This is a genomic window from Burkholderia sp. PR2 (assembly GCF_052372875.1).
Taxonomy (GTDB): domain Bacteria; phylum Pseudomonadota; class Gammaproteobacteria; order Burkholderiales; family Burkholderiaceae; genus Burkholderia; species Burkholderia diffusa.
On sequence record NZ_JBQRWH010000004.1, the window covers coordinates 2,016,507 to 2,032,979 of the forward strand.

Below are 16,473 nucleotides of genomic sequence, written 5' to 3' on the forward strand. Positions count from 1 at the left end.
AACGATGCGGGGCCGGGCCTTGCGCGATCGGTACGGATAGGGTTTCCTGTGTCTTTACACCTGCCAGGTCCGGCCCCCTCTTCAGATGAATTCGTCTTCGCGCGATCCCGACACCAACGACAAACCGCGCCGCCAGCCGTCGAAGCTCGCACTGAATATCGCCGCCGTGCTGGTCGGCCTCATCACGTTCGCGATCGGCGCGGCGTGGTTGATCTATAGCTGGATCGTCGATCGCGAAGCGCAGTATTTCGCGATTCCGCTGGTGTTCTCGGTGCCGGTGATCGTGGCGGTCGCGGTGCGGAGTTTCTGGGACTAGGCACGCTCGAAACGACAAAGCGCCGCGGTCGGTGGACGCGCGGCGCTTTCTTTCATCAGGTGCAGGCGGGTATCTGCGACGGGCAGCAAGCCTCTCCGTTCGGCCTGGAACCGTTCACAGGCCCGCGTGCGCGCACGGATTCGCGATCGGCCCCTGATAGCCGTGGATGGCGCTCAGCGCGGAACCCACCAGCACCGTGCCGACCGATTTCAGGACGGCTTCCGTCGTCGTCGGCTCACCGCTCGAGATGGGCCGCCCCGAGTAGGCCATGCACTCCGGGGACGGCGCGATCGCCTGCACGGGCCGTGCGCTCCATGCGACGTTGTCGGCAGGCGTGGCAGCAAACGCCGGTATTGCCAGCGTCAGGGGAAGAACGGAAATCAGCATGCGTGCTGCGTTGGGCATCGATGGTCCCCGGTTGGACAACCCACGTGAATGAATGGCGTTGCTCATGATATGCGCAGCCGGTTTTCCGTGCCTGCGAAAGCGTATGCGCTCCATGCGGCGCCGCACCAACAAAAAAGCGCTGCCGGTCAGCCGACCGGCAGCGCTTTCTCGGAACGGCCCTTAGCGGGGCACGTTCGACTTCGTGGTGCGTGAGGCCGGACTCGAACCGGCACACCCTTGCGGGCGTCAGGACCTAAACCTGGTGCGTCTACCAATTTCGCCACTCACGCGAATATCCGCCGCCTCAGCGCATGGCACGCAAGATGCGTTCTCCACGCGCCCGGGACTTGCCGGGGCTTCGTATCGGCACGAAAACCGGCACGCCCGATCAGGCGAGCGCGAGATTCTACCCGATCTGTGCAGCATTGTCTCGCCCTACCGGCGCCCGTCGAAGAGCGGTGCTAGAATGCCGCGCTCGAGTGCCGGCCATGCGCCGGCGCGCGTCCCCGAATCCGCCTCCGCCACGATCCCACCCGTGAACTTCGACGACTACTGTCAGCAAAAGGCCGCCCCCGCGGGCTCCAGCGTCTACTACGCGCTGCGCCAGGCGTCGCTCGCCGCCGAACCGCGCCTGACGGCCCTGTTCGCGCTGCGCCGCGAACTCGAGGAAACCGTCAAGGAAACCAGCGATCCGACCGTCGGACACACGAAGCTCGCATGGTGGCACAAGGAACTCGCGGCGCTCGCCGCCGGCGAACCGTCGCATCCGGTCACGAAGGCGCTCGCGCAACACCACCCGGCGATCGGGGCCGAATCCGATGCGCTGCGCACGCTCGTCAACGGTTACGGGATGGATCTCGAACAGGCGCGCTATCTGGATTTCGCGAACCTGGAGCGCTACATCGCGCAGGTCGGCGGCACCTTCGCGTCGCTGGTCGCCCGCGCAAGCGCCGCGAATCAGGCCGCCCCGCAACCGTGGGCCGCGGATGCCGGCCGCGCGCTGATGCTCGCGCAATTCGTGCAGGAACTCGGCAACGATGCGCGCCACGGCCGCATCTATCTGCCAATCGACGAACTGCAGCGCTACAACGTGACCGCTGCCGACCTGCTGAACCGCCGCTACAGTCCGGCCTTCACCGAGCTGCTGCAGTTTCAGACGGGCCGCGCGCGCGAAGCGCTGGCCGCCGCCGACGCAGCGCTCCCCGCATCCGAACGCCGCGCGCAACGCACGCTGCGCGCGCAGATCGCACTGGCCGGTGCACTGCTCGACGAAATCGAGCGCGACGGCTACCAGGTGCTGCACCAGCGCATCGCGCTGACACCGATCCGCAAGCTGTGGATCGCGTGGCGCGCTGCGCGCCGCCGCTGAACCGCGCCGTCCCCCTCCCAAGCGTCACACCTTCAGCAGCGGCAGCGTATCGAAGCGTTGCTGCAGTACGTGCGTTGCATCGAGCCCCCACCACGGCCCGAGCACGGTCGCATACAACTGGCGGAAATCGACCGCGACCGGCAGGTTGCCGTTGCCGTCGAGATGCCCGAGTGCCGGCGCCGCGCCGTACAGCCCGCCGGCCACGCGGCCGCCCATCACGAAATGCGGCGCGGCGGTACCGTGATCGGTGCCGTTGCTCTGGTTCTCGCGCACGCGCCGTCCGAATTCCGCATACGTCATCACGAGCGTCTGGTTCCAGCGCCCGAGTTCGATCAACGCGCCGCGCATCGCACTCATCCCTTCCGCGAACTGCTTGAGCAGCGCTGCCTGCTGCCCCGGCTGGTTCTGGTGCGTATCGAAACCGTTGAGCGTGAGCCGCAGCACCGCGACGCCATCCTGCGCGCCGGGCCCCGACGCCTCGCATGCGGCGAGCACCTGCATCGCGGTCTTCACCGACGTACCGAACGTGCCGGCCGGAAAAGCCGTCTTGAACTCGCGCATCCCGCCGCGCGGGCGCAGCCGGTCGGCCGCCTTCACGATATCGTTCTCGACGTCGATGATGTGCGCGAGCGCCGGGTTCCGCTCGCGCAGCGACGACGGTTCGGCCAACCTCGCCGCGCGGACGAACTGCGCAGGATTGACGAGCGCGATCGCGCGCGCGCCGTTCGCGAGCGGCCCCATCTCCGCGCTGCCGAGCACGACGCCGTCGGCAGCGAAGCCGGGCGGCACCGGCGCCTGCGCGAACGTGCGCGTGAGCCAGCCTTCGTGCAGGTACTGGTCCGAGCGCGACGCGGTATCCCAGATCTCGATCGAGCGGAAATGCGACAGGTTCGGCTGCGGGTAGCCGACGCCCTGCACGACAGCGACCTGCCCGTCGCGCCACAGCGGCATCAACGGCGCGAGCGACGGGTGCAGCCCCGTATGCGCATCGAGCTGCAGCACGTGGTCGCGCGCGATGCCGATGCTGCGGCGGAACTGGTAGTAGAGCGGATCGGCATACGGCACCACCGTGTTGAGGCCGTCGTTGCCGCCCTTCAGCTCGACGAGGATCAGCACGTTCGCGTAGCCGGCCGCCGGCTGCCGCCCCGCCGCGGCCATCGATGTCGCCGCCTGCGCGGGCGACTGCCACAGTGACACGCCCGCCGCGGCCGCGGCGCCCGTCAGCGTCAGAAAATCACGTCGGTTCATCGTGCATCCTTCCGTTCGCCGCGCGGCGCGGCCATCGCGGCAGCGCGCCGGTTCATCGTCGTTTCGGTCATTTCAGTTGGTAAGCCGGATCCATCAGCAGCGCCTCGAGATACGCGCTGCCGGTCGAGCCCGTATCGATTGCCGCGACCGGCGACAGCGGCAGCACCGCGTGCTGCAGTTGAAGCTCGGTCGACAATCCGGCAATCGCCTGCGGCCGCGCACGATACTGCGCAAGCCAGCGTTCGAGGTCGAATCGCAGGCCGCCGCGCGCGGGCCTCGCCGGCGCGGCGCGCATGTCGGCAACCGGTATCGTTTGCGCACGCGCATTCGGCGACGGTGTCGCCATCGCACGCGCGGGCGCCCGCATGCCGACGGTCTCGGTTGCGCGGAACAACTGCTCGACGAACTGCTTGCGCGCGAGCAGCGTCGTGCTGTTGATCCACATCGCACCACCCGGCCAACCCTTCACGTTCGGCGGATAGAACAGGTTCTGCCCGAGCGTGCGCACGGTGTTCGCGAGCATTTGCGGATCGCCATACGCGACGTCGAACAACCGCATCGATCCGACGACGAACTCGGCCGGCGACTTCACGAGCACGCCGCGATTGCGCGGATCCCAGAATTCGTCGGTCGACCAGAGCGCTGCGAGCGCCGCGCGTATGTCGTAGCCGTTCGCGCGAAATCGTTCGGCGACGACATCGAGCGCGCCGGCATCGGGCGCATCGGACACGAACTCGCGCCACAGCTTGCCGGCGATGAAGCGAGCGGTGTCGGGCCGCTTCAACAGGATGTCGAGAAAGCCGTCGCCGTCGAACGCACCGGTCTCGCCGAGTATCGTCTTGTCGCCGGCGTCGTGCCACTCGGGCCGCGCCGCGAAGCGCAACGTATCGGGATCGACGCTCCAGCCGGTCATCGCGCGCGCGGCTTCGGTCACGTCATGCTGGGTGTAGCGCCCTTCGCCGAGCGTGAACAGCTCCATCACCTCGCGCGCGAAATTCTCGTTTGGGCGTCCCTTGCGGTTGCTCGCGCCGTCGAGATACTGGAGCATCGCCGGATCCTTCGCGACCGCGTGCAACAGCGTACCGAAGTTGCCGAGCGCCTCGCGGCGAAACAGCGCATGCTGCGCGGCCATCGTCTGCGGGTACGGGACCTTGTCCTGCCCGGACGTGAAGTGCCCGTGCCAGAACAGCGTCATGCGCTCGGTGAGCGGCGTCGGCGTCGCGACCATCTCGTTGACCCACGCGGCGCGCAACGCATCGTAGCGGCGATTGCGTTCGCGCTGCTCGTCGCGCCGCATGTCGGGGGTCAGCGCCTGTCGCTGTGCGCGGGTCGGCGGCAGCTCGGCGAGCCAGTCGGGCCAGGTCGTCACGGGGTCGCGTCGCACGTTGCCGAGCGTATCGGCCACGACTTGCGCGCGCGTCATCCCGACGATGCGGGCGACCTCGGCCGGTGCGGGAGAAAAGCCGGTGCGGCTCAGGAAGAACAGCGCATCGTCGGCGTCGAGCGGCGCCTGCATCGCGGGCGATGCCGGGGCGGCAGCGTTCGCTTTCATCGTCGTGGACTCCCGGAACGCACCGGCGGTGCGGATGCCGGTACAACGGCAGCAGGCATCTGAAAGTTGACGGGAAAATTGCTACGGAATCTTTCCGTGCCGTGCAGGATCGCGTGCGTGTCAGCGCTTGTACAGCTCGCGAACGGCGTCCTCGATGTGCTGGCGCAACAGGTGGCGCTCCTCGGGCGTCATGTGCCCGTCGCGGCGGCGCTGTTCGAGATCGGGAGGCACGGCGGAACGGACCGCCGTGTCGGCGGCACGGTCGGGCTGCGGCGCTTTGCCGCGCTGCAGCTTGCGCGACGAGGCGCCCTGCTCGGGGCGCTGCGCATACGCGAAGTTCGACGCATATGGACCGGCAAGTGCGATCGTCAGCATCAGTGCAATCCGGGCAGATCGCATGACCGTCCTCGCTTCTCTGGTCGATTTGTTCCCTTCGTCACGCGGCAACCGGTTACCTCTGGTACTTGAAAAACCCTGCGGAATTCGGGCGTACAAAGATGAAAGATGGAGTGCAGGGGAGTATCTACCGAATTTCGGCTTCGAGTAAAGGAATCTCTATAGCCTGCCTTTACTCCGCGCGACACTACGGGTAAATTTTGTAACGGACTGTAACGCGCGAAAATACGCAACCGTGCGTGATTTCGCATTCGCGATAAGATGCCGCTCATGGAAACGAAAAACCCCTCCAAGATTCTCGTCGTCGACGACGACCCGCGCCTGCGCGATCTGCTGCGCCGCTATCTCGGCGAGCAGGGTTTCAACGTGTACGTCGCGGAAAACGCGACCGCGATGAACAAGCTCTGGGTGCGCGAGCGCTTCGACCTGCTCGTGCTCGACCTGATGCTGCCGGGCGAGGACGGCCTGTCGATCTGCCGCCGCCTGCGCGGCAGCAACGACCGCACGCCGATCATCATGCTCACCGCGAAGGGCGAGGACGTCGACCGCATCGTCGGCCTCGAGATGGGCGCCGACGACTACCTCCCGAAGCCGTTCAATCCGCGCGAACTCGTCGCGCGCATTCACGCGGTGCTGCGCCGCCAGGCGCCGGCCGAACTGCCGGGCGCGCCGTCGGAAACCACCGAGGTGTTCGAGTTCGGCGAGTTCTCGCTGAACCTCGCGACGCGCACGCTGACGAAGTCGGGCCAGGAAATTCCGCTGACGACCGGCGAATTCTCGGTGCTGAAAGTGTTCGCGCGCCATCCGCGCCAGCCGCTGTCGCGCGAAAAGCTGATGGAGCTCGCGCGCGGCCGTGAATACGAAGTGTTCGACCGCAGCCTCGACGTGCAGATCTCGCGCCTGCGCAAGCTGATCGAACCGGATCCGGGCAGCCCGCGCTTCATCCAGACCGTCTGGGGCCTCGGCTACGTGTTCATTCCGGACGGCGCCGCCTGATCTTTTTCCTTTTCGGTTTCGCCCGTCCACGGCCCGTCCCATGCGTATCGACCGGCGCCTCCTGCAGCTCGCGTTCGGCGGGCTGTTCTGGCGCACCTTCCTGCTGATCGCGCTGCTGATCTCGGTCAGTCTCGCCGCGTGGTTCCAGAGCTTTCGCGTCATCGAGCGGGAGCCGCGCGCGCAGCGCGTCGCGCTCCAGCTCGTCGCGATCGTGAAGCTCACGCGCACCGCCCTGCTCTATTCCGATCCCGATTTGCGGCGTGCGCTGCTGCAGGATCTCGAGAGCAACGAGGGCGTGCGCGTGTACCCGCGCGAAAAGACCGACAAGTTCAAGCTGCAGCCCGACGAATCGCTGAACCGCCTGATCGAACACGACATCCGCAGCCGTCTCGGCGACGATACCGTGATCGCGCAGTCGGTCAACGACATCCCGGGCGTGTGGATCAGTTTCAAGATCGACGACGACGACTACTGGGTCGCGCTCGACCGCGACCAGCTCGACAGCGTCACGGGCCTGCAGTGGGCCGGCTGGGGCCTGTTCGCGCTCGCGCTGTCGCTGTTCGGCTCCGCGTTCATCACGAGCCTCGTCAACCGGCCGTTCTCGCGGCTGGCGCTCGCCGCGCGCCAGGTCGGCTCCGGCCAGGCGCCCGATCCGCTGCCCGAGCGCGGGATGGGCGTCGCGGCCGAGACCAACCGCAGCTTCAACCAGATGGTGCGCGATCTCGAACAGCTCGAGGCCGACCGCGCGCTGATGCTCGCGGGCATCTCGCATGACCTGCGCACGCCGCTCGCGCGGCTGCGCCTCGAGACCGAGATGAGCCCGTCCGACCAGGCGACCAAGGACGCGATGGTCGACGACATCGAGCAGATGGACCGTATCATCGCGGCCTTCATCGATTACGCGCGCCCGTCGCAGCGCAAGCCCGAGCCCGTCGACCTGTCGTCGATCGTGCAGGAAGTCGCGGCGCGCGTGTCGGGCGAAGACGGCGTCGAGATCCGCACACGGCTCGCGGCGACCGCCGTGATCGAAGCCGACGAGACCGACATGCGCCGCGTCATCGGCAACCTCGTCGAGAACGCGCGCAAATACGGCCAGAGCCGCGACGACGGCGTGTCGCGCATCACGCTCGAGACGCGCGTGACGCACGCGCGCGTCGAATTGTCGGTGAGCGACGAGGGCCCCGGCATCCCCGAAGACCAGCTGCCGCTCGTGATGCGGCCGTTCTACCGCGTCGACACGGCGCGCACCAAGGCGGACGGCACGGGGCTCGGCATGGCGATCGTGCTGCGCCTCGTCGGCCGCTATCGCGGCGCGCTGCGCCTGCGCAACCGCAGCCCCGAAGCGGGCCTCGAAGTCACCCTCGAATTCCCCGGCGCCGGCAAGACGCGTGCGACGGCGTGACGCGTTCGCGCACGCTTCTTGCGCGTCACACTATCGGCGCGGTTGAAAAAAACTATGGGGATCGTTAGTCAAAATCTATTGAAGCGCTTTGTTAATAGTGCTACAGTCCCGCTCATGCTGTCACACCAACGTTGCAGCACCGAGGTAGCTTGACTCAGTCTTCTTCCCAACTCATACAGGAGTATCCGCATGAAAACCGTGGGCGATAAACTCGAAGCATTCACCGTCGTAGCCGCGAAGCCGGGCTTCAACAATCACGAGGAAAACGGCCAGTCGGCATTCGAGACCATCACCGAAGCGTCGTTCCCGGGCAAGTGGAAGATCATCTACTTCTATCCGAAGGATTTCACGTTCGTGTGCCCGACGGAAATCGTCGAGTTCGCGAAGCTGACGAAGCAGTTCGAAGAGCGCGACGCCGTCCTGCTCGGCGGCAGCTCGGACAACGAGTTCGTGAAGCTCGCATGGCGCCGTGAGCACAAGGACCTGAACAAGCTGAACCACTACTCGTTCGGCGACGTCAAGGGCGAGCTGATCGACCAGCTCGGCGTGCGCGACAAGGAAGCCGGCGTGGCCCTGCGCGCAACGTTCATCGTCGATCCGGACAACACGATCCAGCACGTTTCGGTGAACAACCTGAACGTCGGCCGTAGCCCGGAAGAAGTCCTGCGCATTCTGGACGGCCTGCAAACGGACGAACTGTGCCCGTGCAACCGTGCAGTCGGCGGCGCAACGCTGTAAGCGCATCGATGCACGAAGCCCGCGGAGCACGTCCTGCCTGCGGGCTTTTTTAACGGCCAACCCATAGGAGATATCAATGGAATTCATCGACTCGATTAAGGCACGCATCCCCGACTACGCGAAGGACATTCGCCTGAACCTCGACGGCACGATCTCGCGCTCGTCGCTCGAAGGCACCGATGCAGTCGGCGTCGCGCTGGCGGCGGCGGTCGCGGCGAAGAGCACCGTGCTCGTGAAGACGATCCGCGAAGCCGGCGTGCTGTCGCCCGAAGAGACGAACGCCGTGCTGACGGCGGCCGCGCTGATGGGGATGAACAACACCTGGTATCCGTATGTCGAGATGGCCGACGACGCCGACCTGAAGACGCAGCGTGCCGAGCTGCGGATGGGCGCGTACGCGTCGCACGGCGGCGTCGACAAGCGCAGGTTCGAGATGTACGCGCTCGCCGCATCGATCGTCGGCAAGTGCCACTTCTGCGTGAAGTCGCACTATGCGCTGCTGAAGAACGAGCAAGGGATGACGACGACGCAGCTGCGCGACGTCGGCCGCATCGCGTCGGTGATCAACGCCGCCGCGCAGGTGATCGCCGCCGAAGGCGAATAAGCCGTCGCGCAAGCGGCAACGCGGTGCAATGCAGCGGCCATGCGCGCCGCACCGCGCCGCAAATGAAAAATGCCACGCAAGCGCGTGGCATTTTTCATTCCGGCGGCGCAACCGGCGCGCCGCTTCGGACCGGTTTCAGGCGCTCACGCGCCCTGCTTCACCAGGAGTGCAGCGGCCTGCGCCTCGATGCCCTCGCCACGACCGAGATAGCCGAGCTTCTCGTTGGTCTTCGCCTTGACGTTCACGCGCTCGAGCGGCAGCCCGAGATCGGCCGCGATGTTCGCGCGCATCCCGTCGATGTGCGGCGCGAGCTTCGGCGCCTGCGCGATCACCGTGCTGTCGACATTCTGGATCGTGAAGCCGGCCGCCTTCACGCGGGCGACGCACTCGCGCAACAACACGCGGCTGTCCGCGCCCTTGAACGCCGCGTCGGTGTCCGAGAAATGGCGGCCGATGTCGCCCAGCGCCGCCGCACCGAACAGCGCGTCGGTGATCGCGTGCAGCAGCACGTCCGCGTCCGAATGACCGAGCAGGCCGCGCTCGTAAGGAATCGTCACGCCGCCGATGATGAGGGGGCGCCCAGGGACGAGCTGGTGCACGTCGTAGCCTTGTCCGATTCTGAAATCCATGCGTATTCCGGTTGAGATGAGGTGAAAGTCAGGAAGCGTTCGCGGAGCGCGCGAGGATCGCTTCCGCAAGCGCGAAATCTTCCGGGTACGTGACCTTGAAGTTGCGCAGGCTGCCCTGCACGACGCGCGGCGTATGGCCGGCCCATTCGATCGCGCTGGCCTCGTCGGTCAGGTCGTGCCCTTCGCGCTGCGCGCGCAGGATCGCGTCGCGCAGCATGCCGATGCGGAACATCTGCGGCGTCTGCGCCTGCCACAGCGCGTCGCGCGATTCGGTGCGCGCGATCGCGTCGCCGCCAGCCGGCACGCGCTTGAGCGTATCGGCCACCGGCAGCGCGACGATGCCGCCGACCGGGTCGTCCTTCAGCGTCGCGACCAGCGTGCGGATCAGCTCCGGCGTGATGCCCGGGCGCGCAGCGTCGTGGACCAGCACCCAGTCCTGGTCGCTCGCGCCGAATTCGGCCAACTCGAGCAGCCCGTTGAGCACCGACGCCTGCCGCGAGCCGCCGCCGCAGCGGCGCACCGCGAAACGCAGGCCCGCGAAGCGGCGCGCGTCGAAGTGCGTGTCGTCGGGCGCGAGGACGACGAGCGTCTGCGCGAATTCGCTGCACGCGTCGAACGCGGCAAGCGTGTAATGCAGGAGCGCGCGGCCGGCCAGCGTGCGGTATTGCTTCGGCACGGCCGAACCGGAACGGCTGCCCGTGCCGGCGCAAGGAATCAGGGCGAAAAGTCGGGGAGTCACGAAGGGGAAACGCCGGAAAGATGAAATCGAGAAGCGGATTTTATAATAGGTCTTTCGTCTCGACCGGCGCACCGCGATGCGCCCGTGCCCGCCACCCCTGCCGTCCCTATGCCAGACAACGCTTCCACCCCGTTCGCTTCGCCCGTCGCCCGCGTCAAACCGGGCCAGCGGTTCGCCTTCGACGGCGCGCACGGCTCCGCCGACGCACTCGCCATCGCCCGCTATCTCGCCGACAACCGCGACGCGGTCCCGCTCCTCGCGGTGATCTGCGCGAACGCGGTCGACGCGCAGCGGCTGTCGCAGGAAATCCGCTACTTCTCGCCCGATGCGCGCGTGCGCCTGCTGCCGGACTGGGAAACGCTGCCGTACGACACGTTCTCGCCGCACCAGGATCTCGTCTCCGAGCGCCTCGCGACGCTGCACGACCTCGGCGAGGGTCGCTGCGACATCCTGCTGGTGCCCGCGACCACGGCGCTGTACCGGATGCCGCCCGCGTCGTTCATGGCCGCGTACACGTTCGCGTTCGCGCAGGGCGAGCGGCTCGACGAGGCGAAGCTGAAGGCGCAACTCACGCTGGCCGGCTACGAGCACGTGAGCCAGGTCGTGCGACCCGGCGAATACTGCGTGCGCGGCTCGCTGATCGACCTGTACCCGATGGGCTCGCCGCTGCCGTACCGGATCGACCTGTTCGACGACCAGGTCGACTCGATCCGTGCGTTCGATCCCGATACGCAGCGCAGCCTCTACCCGGTGCGCGACGTGCGCCTCCTGCCCGGCCGCGAGTTTCCGTTCGACGAAGCCGCGCGCACGGCCTTCCGCAGCCGCTGGCGCGAAACCTTCGAAGGCGACCCGAGCCGCGCGCCGATCTACAAGGACATCGGCAACGGCGTGCCGTCGGCCGGCATCGAGTATTACCTGCCCCTCTTCTTCGACGAGACGGCCACGCTGTTCCACTACCTGCCGCCGGATGCGCACCTCGTGTTCACCGGCGACCTCGAAGCGTCGATCCGCCGCTTCACGGCCGATACGAAGCAGCGTCACGCGTTCCTCGCGCACGATCGCGAGCGGCCGATCCTCGAGCCGCAGCGCCTGTTCCTGTCCGACGAGGATTTCTTCGCGTTCGCGAAGCCGTTCGCGCGCGTCGTGCTGCCCGCGCAGCCGGCCGGCGGCTGGGCGACCGGCCTGCCCGAGCTCACCGTCGACCGCCATGCGGACGATCCGCTCGCCGCGCTGCGCACGTACGTCGAATCGTCGGGCAAGCGCGTGCTGCTGACGGTCGAATCGGCCGGCCGCCGCGAAACGATCCTGCAACTGCTCGCCGAGCATCACCTGCGCCCCGCGTCGAACGACCACTTCGCAGGCTGGCTCGAAAGCGACGCGCCCTTCGCGCTCGGCGTCGCGCCGCTCGCGAGCGGCTTCGCGGTGCCGGGCGAAGGCTACGCGATCGTCACCGAAACCGAGTTGTACGGTGCGCTCGGCCGCCGCGCCGGGCGCCGCCGCCAGGAACAGGCGAGCAACGTCGACGCGATGGTGCGCGACCTGTCGGAGCTGAAGGTCGGCGATCCGGTGGTGCATGCGCAGCACGGCATCGGCCGCTACATGGGCCTCGTGTCGATGGATCTCGGCGAAGGCGAGACCGAGTTCCTGCATCTCGAATACGCGGGCGACAGCAAGCTCTACGTGCCGGTCGCGCAACTGCACGTGATCTCGCGTTACAGCGGCGCCGATCCCGACAGCGCGCCACTGCACGCGCTCGGCTCGGGCCAGTGGGAGCGCGCGAAGCGCAAGGCCGCGCAGCAAATTCGCGACACGGCCGCCGAGCTGCTGAACCTGTATGCGCGCCGCGCGGCCCGCGAAGGCCACGCGTTCGCGCTCGACCCGCGCGACTACGTGAAGTTCGCGGAAAGCTTCGGCTTCGAGGAGACGCCCGACCAGGCCGCGGCGATCGCGGCCGTGATCGGCGACATGACGAGCGGCAAGCCGATGGACCGCCTCGTGTGCGGCGACGTCGGCTTCGGCAAGACCGAGGTCGCGCTGCGCGCCGCGTTCATCGCGGTGATGGGCGGCAAGCAGGTCGCGCTGCTGTCGCCGACCACGCTGCTCGCCGAGCAGCACACGCAGACCTTCGTGGACCGCTTCGCGGACTGGCCGGTGCGGATCGTCGAGCTGTCGCGCTTCAAGACCGCGAAGGAAGTGAACACGGCGATCGCGCAGATCAACGAAGGCAGCGTCGACATCGTCATCGGCACGCACAAGCTGCTGTCGTCGGACGTGCAGTTCAAGCGCCTCGGCCTCGTCATCATCGACGAGGAACACCGCTTCGGCGTGCGCCAGAAGGAAGCGCTGAAGGCGCTGCGCGCGGAAGTCGACGTGCTGACGCTCACCGCGACGCCGATCCCGCGCACGCTCGGGATGGCGCTCGAGGGACTGCGCGATTTCTCGGTGATCGCGACCGCGCCGCAGAAGCGGCTCGCGATCAAGACCTTCGTGCGGCGCGAGGAGGAAAGCGTGATCCGCGAGGCGATGCTGCGCGAGCTGAAGCGCGGCGGCCAGGTGTATTTCCTGCACAACGAGGTCGAGACGATCGAGAACCGCAAGGCGATGCTCGAGGAACTCGTGCCCGAGGCGCGCATCGTGATCGCGCACGGCCAGATGCACGAGCGCGAACTCGAACGCGTGATGCGCGATTTCGTCGCGCAGCGCGCGAACGTGCTGCTGTGCACGACCATCATCGAAACCGGCATCGACGTGCCGAGCGCGAACACGATCATCATGCATCGCTCGGACAAGTTCGGCCTCGCGCAGCTGCACCAGTTGCGCGGCCGCGTCGGCCGTTCGCACCACCAGGCGTATGCGTACCTGCTGGTCCACGACCCGCAGTCGCTGACCAAGCAGGCGCAGCGCCGGCTCGAGGCGATCCAGCAAATGGAGGAACTCGGTTCGGGCTTCTATCTCGCGATGCACGACCTCGAGATCCGCGGCACCGGCGAGGTGCTCGGCGACAAGCAGTCGGGCGAGATCCACGAGATCGGCTTCCAGCTTTACACCGACATGCTGAACGACGCGGTGAAGGCGCTGAAGAACGGCAAGGAGCCCGACCTCACCGCCCCGCTCGCCGCGACGACGGAAATCAACCTGCATGCGCCCGCGATCCTGCCGGCCGACTACTGCGCGGACGTGCAGGAGCGGCTATCGCTGTACAAGCGTCTCGCGAACTGCGAGCACGGCGACGCGATCGACGGTATCCAGGAAGAGCTGATCGACCGCTTCGGCAAGCTGCCGCCGCAGGCGCACGCGCTCGTCGAGACGCACCGGCTGCGGATCGCCGCGAAGCCGCTCGGCATCGTCAAGATCGATGCGAGCGAGGCGGCAATCGGGCTGCAGTTCGAGCCGAATCCGCCGATCGACCCGATGCGGATCATCGACATGGTGCAGAAACACCGGCACATCAAGCTCGCGGGCCAGGACAAGCTGCGCATCGAGACGCGCTCGCCCGATCTCGCGATCCGCGTATCGACGATCAAGGAAACGCTGCGCGCACTCGCGCCGCGCGCCGACACGGCGAGCGCGGCACGTTGACCACACGGCCGCGATGCTGCACCGCATCGCGGCCGACGAAGGCGGGCGAACGCGTTTTTGAGTATGATTTTCCCATTCATCAGACGGAGTTTTGCCATGTCCACTCTCGACACGACGGCGCCGTCCGCCGCCGACCAAGGCGACGCTTCGCTCGTCAGCCTGCCCTGGATCAAGCAGTTGGTGTCGATGGACACGACGAGCCGCGTGCCGAACCTCGGCCTGATCGAAACGGTGCGCGACGCGCTTGCCGCGAAGGGCATCGCGTCGACGCTCACGCACGATCCGCGCGAAGGCTGGGCCAACCTGTTCGCGACGGTGCCCGCGCACGACGGCTCGACCGACGGCGGCATCGTGCTGTCGGGGCACACCGACGTCGTGCCGGTCGACGGACAGCAGTGGGATAGCGACCCGTTCGCGCCGGAGCTGCGCGACGGCCGCCTGTACGGCCGCGGCACGTGCGACATGAAGGGCTTCATCGGCACGGCGCTCGCGCTGCTGCCCGAAATGCAGGCGACGAAGCTCGCGAAGCCGATCCATTTCGCGCTGTCCTATGACGAGGAAATCGGCTGCGCGGGCGCACCGCTTCTGATCGCCGATCTGGTCAAGCGCGGCGTGAAGCCGTCCGGCTGCATCGTCGGCGAGCCGACCAGCATGCGGCCGATCATCGCGCACAAGGGCATCAACGCATATCGCTGCTGCGTACGCGGCCACGCGGCACACTCGTCGCTGACGCCGAAGGGCCTGAACGCGATCGAGTACGCGGCGCGCCTCATCTGCCACATCCGCGACATCGCAGAGCGCTTCCGCGCCGAAGGCCCGTTCGACGAGCTGTACGACGTACCGTTCACGACCGCGCAAACGAGCACGATCCAGGGCGGCAACGCGATCAACACGGTGCCGGCCGAATGCCGGTTCGACTTCGAGTTCCGCAACCTGCCGACGCTCGATCCCGAGCAGATCTTCACGCGCATCGAAGCGTATGCGCAGGAAACGCTGCTGCCGCAGATGCGTCGCGAGCATCCGAACGCGGCGATCGAGTTCTCGAAGATCGCCGCCGCACCCGGGCTCGATGCGACCGAACAGGCCGCGATCACGCAGCTCGTGCGCGCGCTGACGGCCGACCAGGACAAGCGCAAGGTCGCATATGGCACCGAGGCCGGCCTGTTCGAACGCGCGGGCATCCCGAGCATCGTCTGCGGGCCCGGCAACATCGAACAGGCGCACAAGCCGAACGAATATGTCGAACTCGCGCAGCTCGCCGCCTGCGAGCAGTTCCTGCGCAAGTTCATCCGCAGCATGTCGGTCGACGCACACTGACTGCCCCCGCCACGCCGGCCTGCGTGTGCGGGCCGGCCCACCCCGCCACCCGCCACGTCATGTCGACTGAACAACAGGGCACTGCCCATACGACGATCGACGGCGAGCCGATTCCGACGCTCGACGAAATCGCCGCGCAGCATTTCGCGTTGTCGCCGTGGGTCGCGCGCACGCCCGTGTTCGAGCGCGCCGACCTGCCTTCCCTCGAGGGCACGCACGTCAACTTCAAGTTCGAGCTGCTGCAGGTGAGTGGCAGCTTCAAGGCGCGTGGCGCGTTCACGCACCTGCTGGCCCTCGACGAAGCGCGCAAGAGCGCCGGCGTCACGTGTGTGTCGGCCGGCAATCATGCGGCAGCCGTCGCGTACGCGGCGATGCGGCTCGGCAGCAGCGCGAAGGTCGTGATGTTCCACACCGCGAGCCCGGCGCGCATCGCGCAGTGCAAGCAGTACCGCGCGGAAGTCGTGCTCGCCGGCAGCGCGTCGCAGGCATTCGACCTCGTGCGGCGGATCGAGGCCGAGGAAGGCCGCTTCTTCATCCATCCGTTCAACGGCTATCACACGATTCTCGGCACCGCGACGCTCGGCTACGAATGGGCAACGCAGACGCCCGATCTCGACGCGGTGATCGTGCCGATCGGCGGCGGCGGGCTCGCGGCCGGCATGGCGACCGCGCTGCGGCTCGCGAATCCGCGCGTGCACGTGTATGGCGTCGAACCGGAAGGCGCCGACGCGATGAGCCGCAGCTTCGCGGCGAATCACACGATCACGATGAGCGCGATGCAGACCATCGCCGACTCGTTGATGGCACCGCACACCGAGGAATACAGCTACCAGCTGTGCAGGCGCCACGTCGACCGGATCGTCACGGTGTCCGACGACGCGCTGCGCGCGGCGATGCTGTTCCTGTTCTCGCACCTGAAGCTGGCGGTCGAACCGGCGTGCGCGGCAGCGCTCGCGGCGCTGCTCGGCCCGCTGCGCGAAACGCTGCAGGGAAAGCGGGTCGGCGTACTGCTGTCGGGCACGAACACCGACCCCGCGACGCTCGGCATGCATCTCGCGCACGCGAAACTGCAGCACTGAAGCCGTGCACGGCACCGAGGGTTATCCCCAGTTTATGTTGACAGCCCTGTTGATAACCCGCCGGACATGCACGCAAGTGATTGAGCGCGCAGCGTTTTACGCGCGCGAGGCATGCCGGACGC

15 protein-coding genes and 1 tRNA gene are annotated in these 16,473 nt (G+C 67.2%); 9 read left to right on the forward strand and 7 right to left on the reverse strand.

Annotation, left to right across the window (positions count from 1 at the left end):
- Positions 1-85: 85 nt before the first annotated feature.
- Positions 86-316 (forward strand): hypothetical protein, encoded by a 231-nt coding sequence (locus ACT2FV_RS26490; protein ID WP_124622527.1) that lies wholly within the window; start codon positions 86-88, stop codon positions 314-316.
- A 114-nt stretch (positions 317-430) separates the two neighbouring features.
- On the opposite strand, the gene ACT2FV_RS26495 is transcribed toward ACT2FV_RS26490, so the two are convergent.
- Both ACT2FV_RS26495 and ACT2FV_RS26500 read right to left on the reverse strand, forming a co-directional pair.
- Positions 431-769, reverse strand: a complete 339-nt coding sequence (locus tag ACT2FV_RS26495) for a hypothetical protein (RefSeq protein ID WP_444505123.1) — start codon at positions 767-769, stop codon at positions 431-433.
- A 137-nt stretch (positions 770-906) separates the two neighbouring features.
- A tRNA-Leu gene (locus ACT2FV_RS26500) sits at positions 907-993 on the reverse strand.
- A gap of 245 nt (positions 994-1,238) precedes the next feature.
- On the opposite strand from ACT2FV_RS26500, the gene hpnD reads away from it, so the two are divergent.
- The gene (gene hpnD, locus ACT2FV_RS26505) at positions 1,239-2,072 is read left to right on the forward strand and encodes a presqualene diphosphate synthase HpnD (RefSeq protein ID WP_444505124.1); all 834 of its coding nucleotides are present in this window, start codon (positions 1,239-1,241) and stop codon (positions 2,070-2,072) included.
- Between the two features lie 24 nt (positions 2,073-2,096).
- On the opposite strand, the gene ACT2FV_RS26510 is transcribed toward hpnD, so the two are convergent.
- From ACT2FV_RS26510 to ACT2FV_RS26520, 3 genes are all read right to left on the reverse strand, one after another.
- Positions 2,097-3,320 carry a DUF1501 domain-containing protein gene (locus ACT2FV_RS26510; protein ID WP_124622521.1) on the reverse strand — a complete coding sequence of 408 codons (1,224 nt, stop codon included), beginning with the start codon at positions 3,318-3,320 and terminating at the stop codon, positions 2,097-2,099.
- A 67-nt stretch (positions 3,321-3,387) separates the two neighbouring features.
- Complete coding sequence (locus ACT2FV_RS26515) at positions 3,388-4,872, reverse strand: DUF1800 domain-containing protein (protein WP_444505125.1); 1,485 nt, start codon at positions 4,870-4,872, stop codon at positions 3,388-3,390.
- Between the two features lie 120 nt (positions 4,873-4,992).
- Entirely contained in the window at positions 4,993-5,271 is a 279-nt protein-coding gene (locus ACT2FV_RS26520; RefSeq protein ID WP_059599972.1) for a hypothetical protein, read from the reverse strand.
- Between the two features lie 258 nt (positions 5,272-5,529).
- On the opposite strand from ACT2FV_RS26520, the gene ompR reads away from it, so the two are divergent.
- From ompR to ACT2FV_RS26540, 4 genes are all read left to right on the forward strand, one after another.
- Complete coding sequence (ompR, locus tag ACT2FV_RS26525) at positions 5,530-6,264, forward strand: osmolarity response regulator transcription factor OmpR (protein WP_004192636.1); 735 nt, start codon at positions 5,530-5,532, stop codon at positions 6,262-6,264.
- A gap of 40 nt (positions 6,265-6,304) precedes the next feature.
- Complete coding sequence (locus ACT2FV_RS26530; protein ID WP_124622512.1) at positions 6,305-7,666, forward strand: ATP-binding protein; 1,362 nt, start codon at positions 6,305-6,307, stop codon at positions 7,664-7,666.
- Positions 7,667-7,855: 189 nt separating this feature from the next.
- Complete coding sequence (locus tag ACT2FV_RS26535; RefSeq protein ID WP_059599970.1) at positions 7,856-8,404, forward strand: peroxiredoxin; 549 nt, start codon at positions 7,856-7,858, stop codon at positions 8,402-8,404.
- Between the two features lie 76 nt (positions 8,405-8,480).
- Positions 8,481-9,008, forward strand: a complete 528-nt coding sequence (locus ACT2FV_RS26540) for a carboxymuconolactone decarboxylase family protein (protein WP_044843722.1) — start codon at positions 8,481-8,483, stop codon at positions 9,006-9,008.
- 143 nt (positions 9,009-9,151) lie between these two features.
- Here the strand turns inward: ACT2FV_RS26540 and ispF are convergent, their stop codons facing one another.
- Positions 9,152-9,637: a 2-C-methyl-D-erythritol 2,4-cyclodiphosphate synthase gene (gene ispF / locus ACT2FV_RS26545; RefSeq protein ID WP_057925367.1), complete on the reverse strand. Its 486-nt coding sequence runs from the start codon at positions 9,635-9,637 to the stop codon at positions 9,152-9,154.
- Between the two features lie 28 nt (positions 9,638-9,665).
- On the reverse strand, positions 9,666-10,376 hold the full coding sequence (gene ispD / locus ACT2FV_RS26550; protein WP_444505126.1) for a 2-C-methyl-D-erythritol 4-phosphate cytidylyltransferase: 711 nt from the start codon (positions 10,374-10,376) through the stop codon (positions 9,666-9,668).
- Positions 10,377-10,484: 108 nt separating this feature from the next.
- Between ispD and mfd the strand changes: the two genes are divergently transcribed.
- From mfd to ACT2FV_RS26565, 3 genes are all read left to right on the forward strand, one after another.
- Positions 10,485-13,955, forward strand: a complete 3,471-nt coding sequence (gene mfd / locus ACT2FV_RS26555) for a transcription-repair coupling factor (RefSeq protein ID WP_124902354.1) — start codon at positions 10,485-10,487, stop codon at positions 13,953-13,955.
- Positions 13,956-14,051: 96 nt separating this feature from the next.
- Positions 14,052-15,272: an acetylornithine deacetylase gene (argE, locus tag ACT2FV_RS26560; protein ID WP_444505127.1), complete on the forward strand. Its 1,221-nt coding sequence runs from the start codon at positions 14,052-14,054 to the stop codon at positions 15,270-15,272.
- Between the two features lie 59 nt (positions 15,273-15,331).
- A complete protein-coding gene (locus ACT2FV_RS26565; RefSeq protein WP_124622506.1) occupies positions 15,332-16,351 on the forward strand; it encodes a threonine/serine dehydratase in 1,020 nt (339 codons plus the stop codon).
- Positions 16,352-16,473 lie beyond the last annotated feature (122 nt).

Excerpts from the sequence above, each read along its gene's own strand:
- ACT2FV_RS26490 (WP_124622527.1), top strand. The coding sequence starts at position 86 with ATGAATTCGTCTTCGCGCGATCCCGACACCAACGACAAACCGCGCCGC.
- ACT2FV_RS26495 (WP_444505123.1), bottom strand. The coding sequence starts at position 769 with ATGAGCAACGCCATTCATTCACGTGGGTTGTCCAACCGGGGACCATCG.
- ACT2FV_RS26510 (WP_124622521.1), bottom strand. The coding sequence starts at position 3,320 with ATGAACCGACGTGATTTTCTGACGCTGACGGGCGCCGCGGCCGCGGCG.
- ACT2FV_RS26515 (WP_444505125.1), bottom strand. The coding sequence starts at position 4,872 with ATGAAAGCGAACGCTGCCGCCCCGGCATCGCCCGCGATGCAGGCGCCG.
- ACT2FV_RS26520 (WP_059599972.1), bottom strand. The coding sequence starts at position 5,271 with ATGCGATCTGCCCGGATTGCACTGATGCTGACGATCGCACTTGCCGGT.
- ompR (WP_004192636.1), top strand. The coding sequence starts at position 5,530 with ATGCCGCTCATGGAAACGAAAAACCCCTCCAAGATTCTCGTCGTCGAC.
- ACT2FV_RS26530 (WP_124622512.1), top strand. The coding sequence starts at position 6,305 with ATGCGTATCGACCGGCGCCTCCTGCAGCTCGCGTTCGGCGGGCTGTTC.
- ACT2FV_RS26535 (WP_059599970.1), top strand. The coding sequence starts at position 7,856 with ATGAAAACCGTGGGCGATAAACTCGAAGCATTCACCGTCGTAGCCGCG.
- ACT2FV_RS26540 (WP_044843722.1), top strand. The coding sequence starts at position 8,481 with ATGGAATTCATCGACTCGATTAAGGCACGCATCCCCGACTACGCGAAG.
- ispF (WP_057925367.1), bottom strand. The coding sequence starts at position 9,637 with ATGGATTTCAGAATCGGACAAGGCTACGACGTGCACCAGCTCGTCCCT.
- mfd (WP_124902354.1), top strand. The coding sequence starts at position 10,485 with ATGCCAGACAACGCTTCCACCCCGTTCGCTTCGCCCGTCGCCCGCGTC.
- argE (WP_444505127.1), top strand. The coding sequence starts at position 14,052 with ATGTCCACTCTCGACACGACGGCGCCGTCCGCCGCCGACCAAGGCGAC.
- ACT2FV_RS26565 (WP_124622506.1), top strand. The coding sequence starts at position 15,332 with ATGTCGACTGAACAACAGGGCACTGCCCATACGACGATCGACGGCGAG.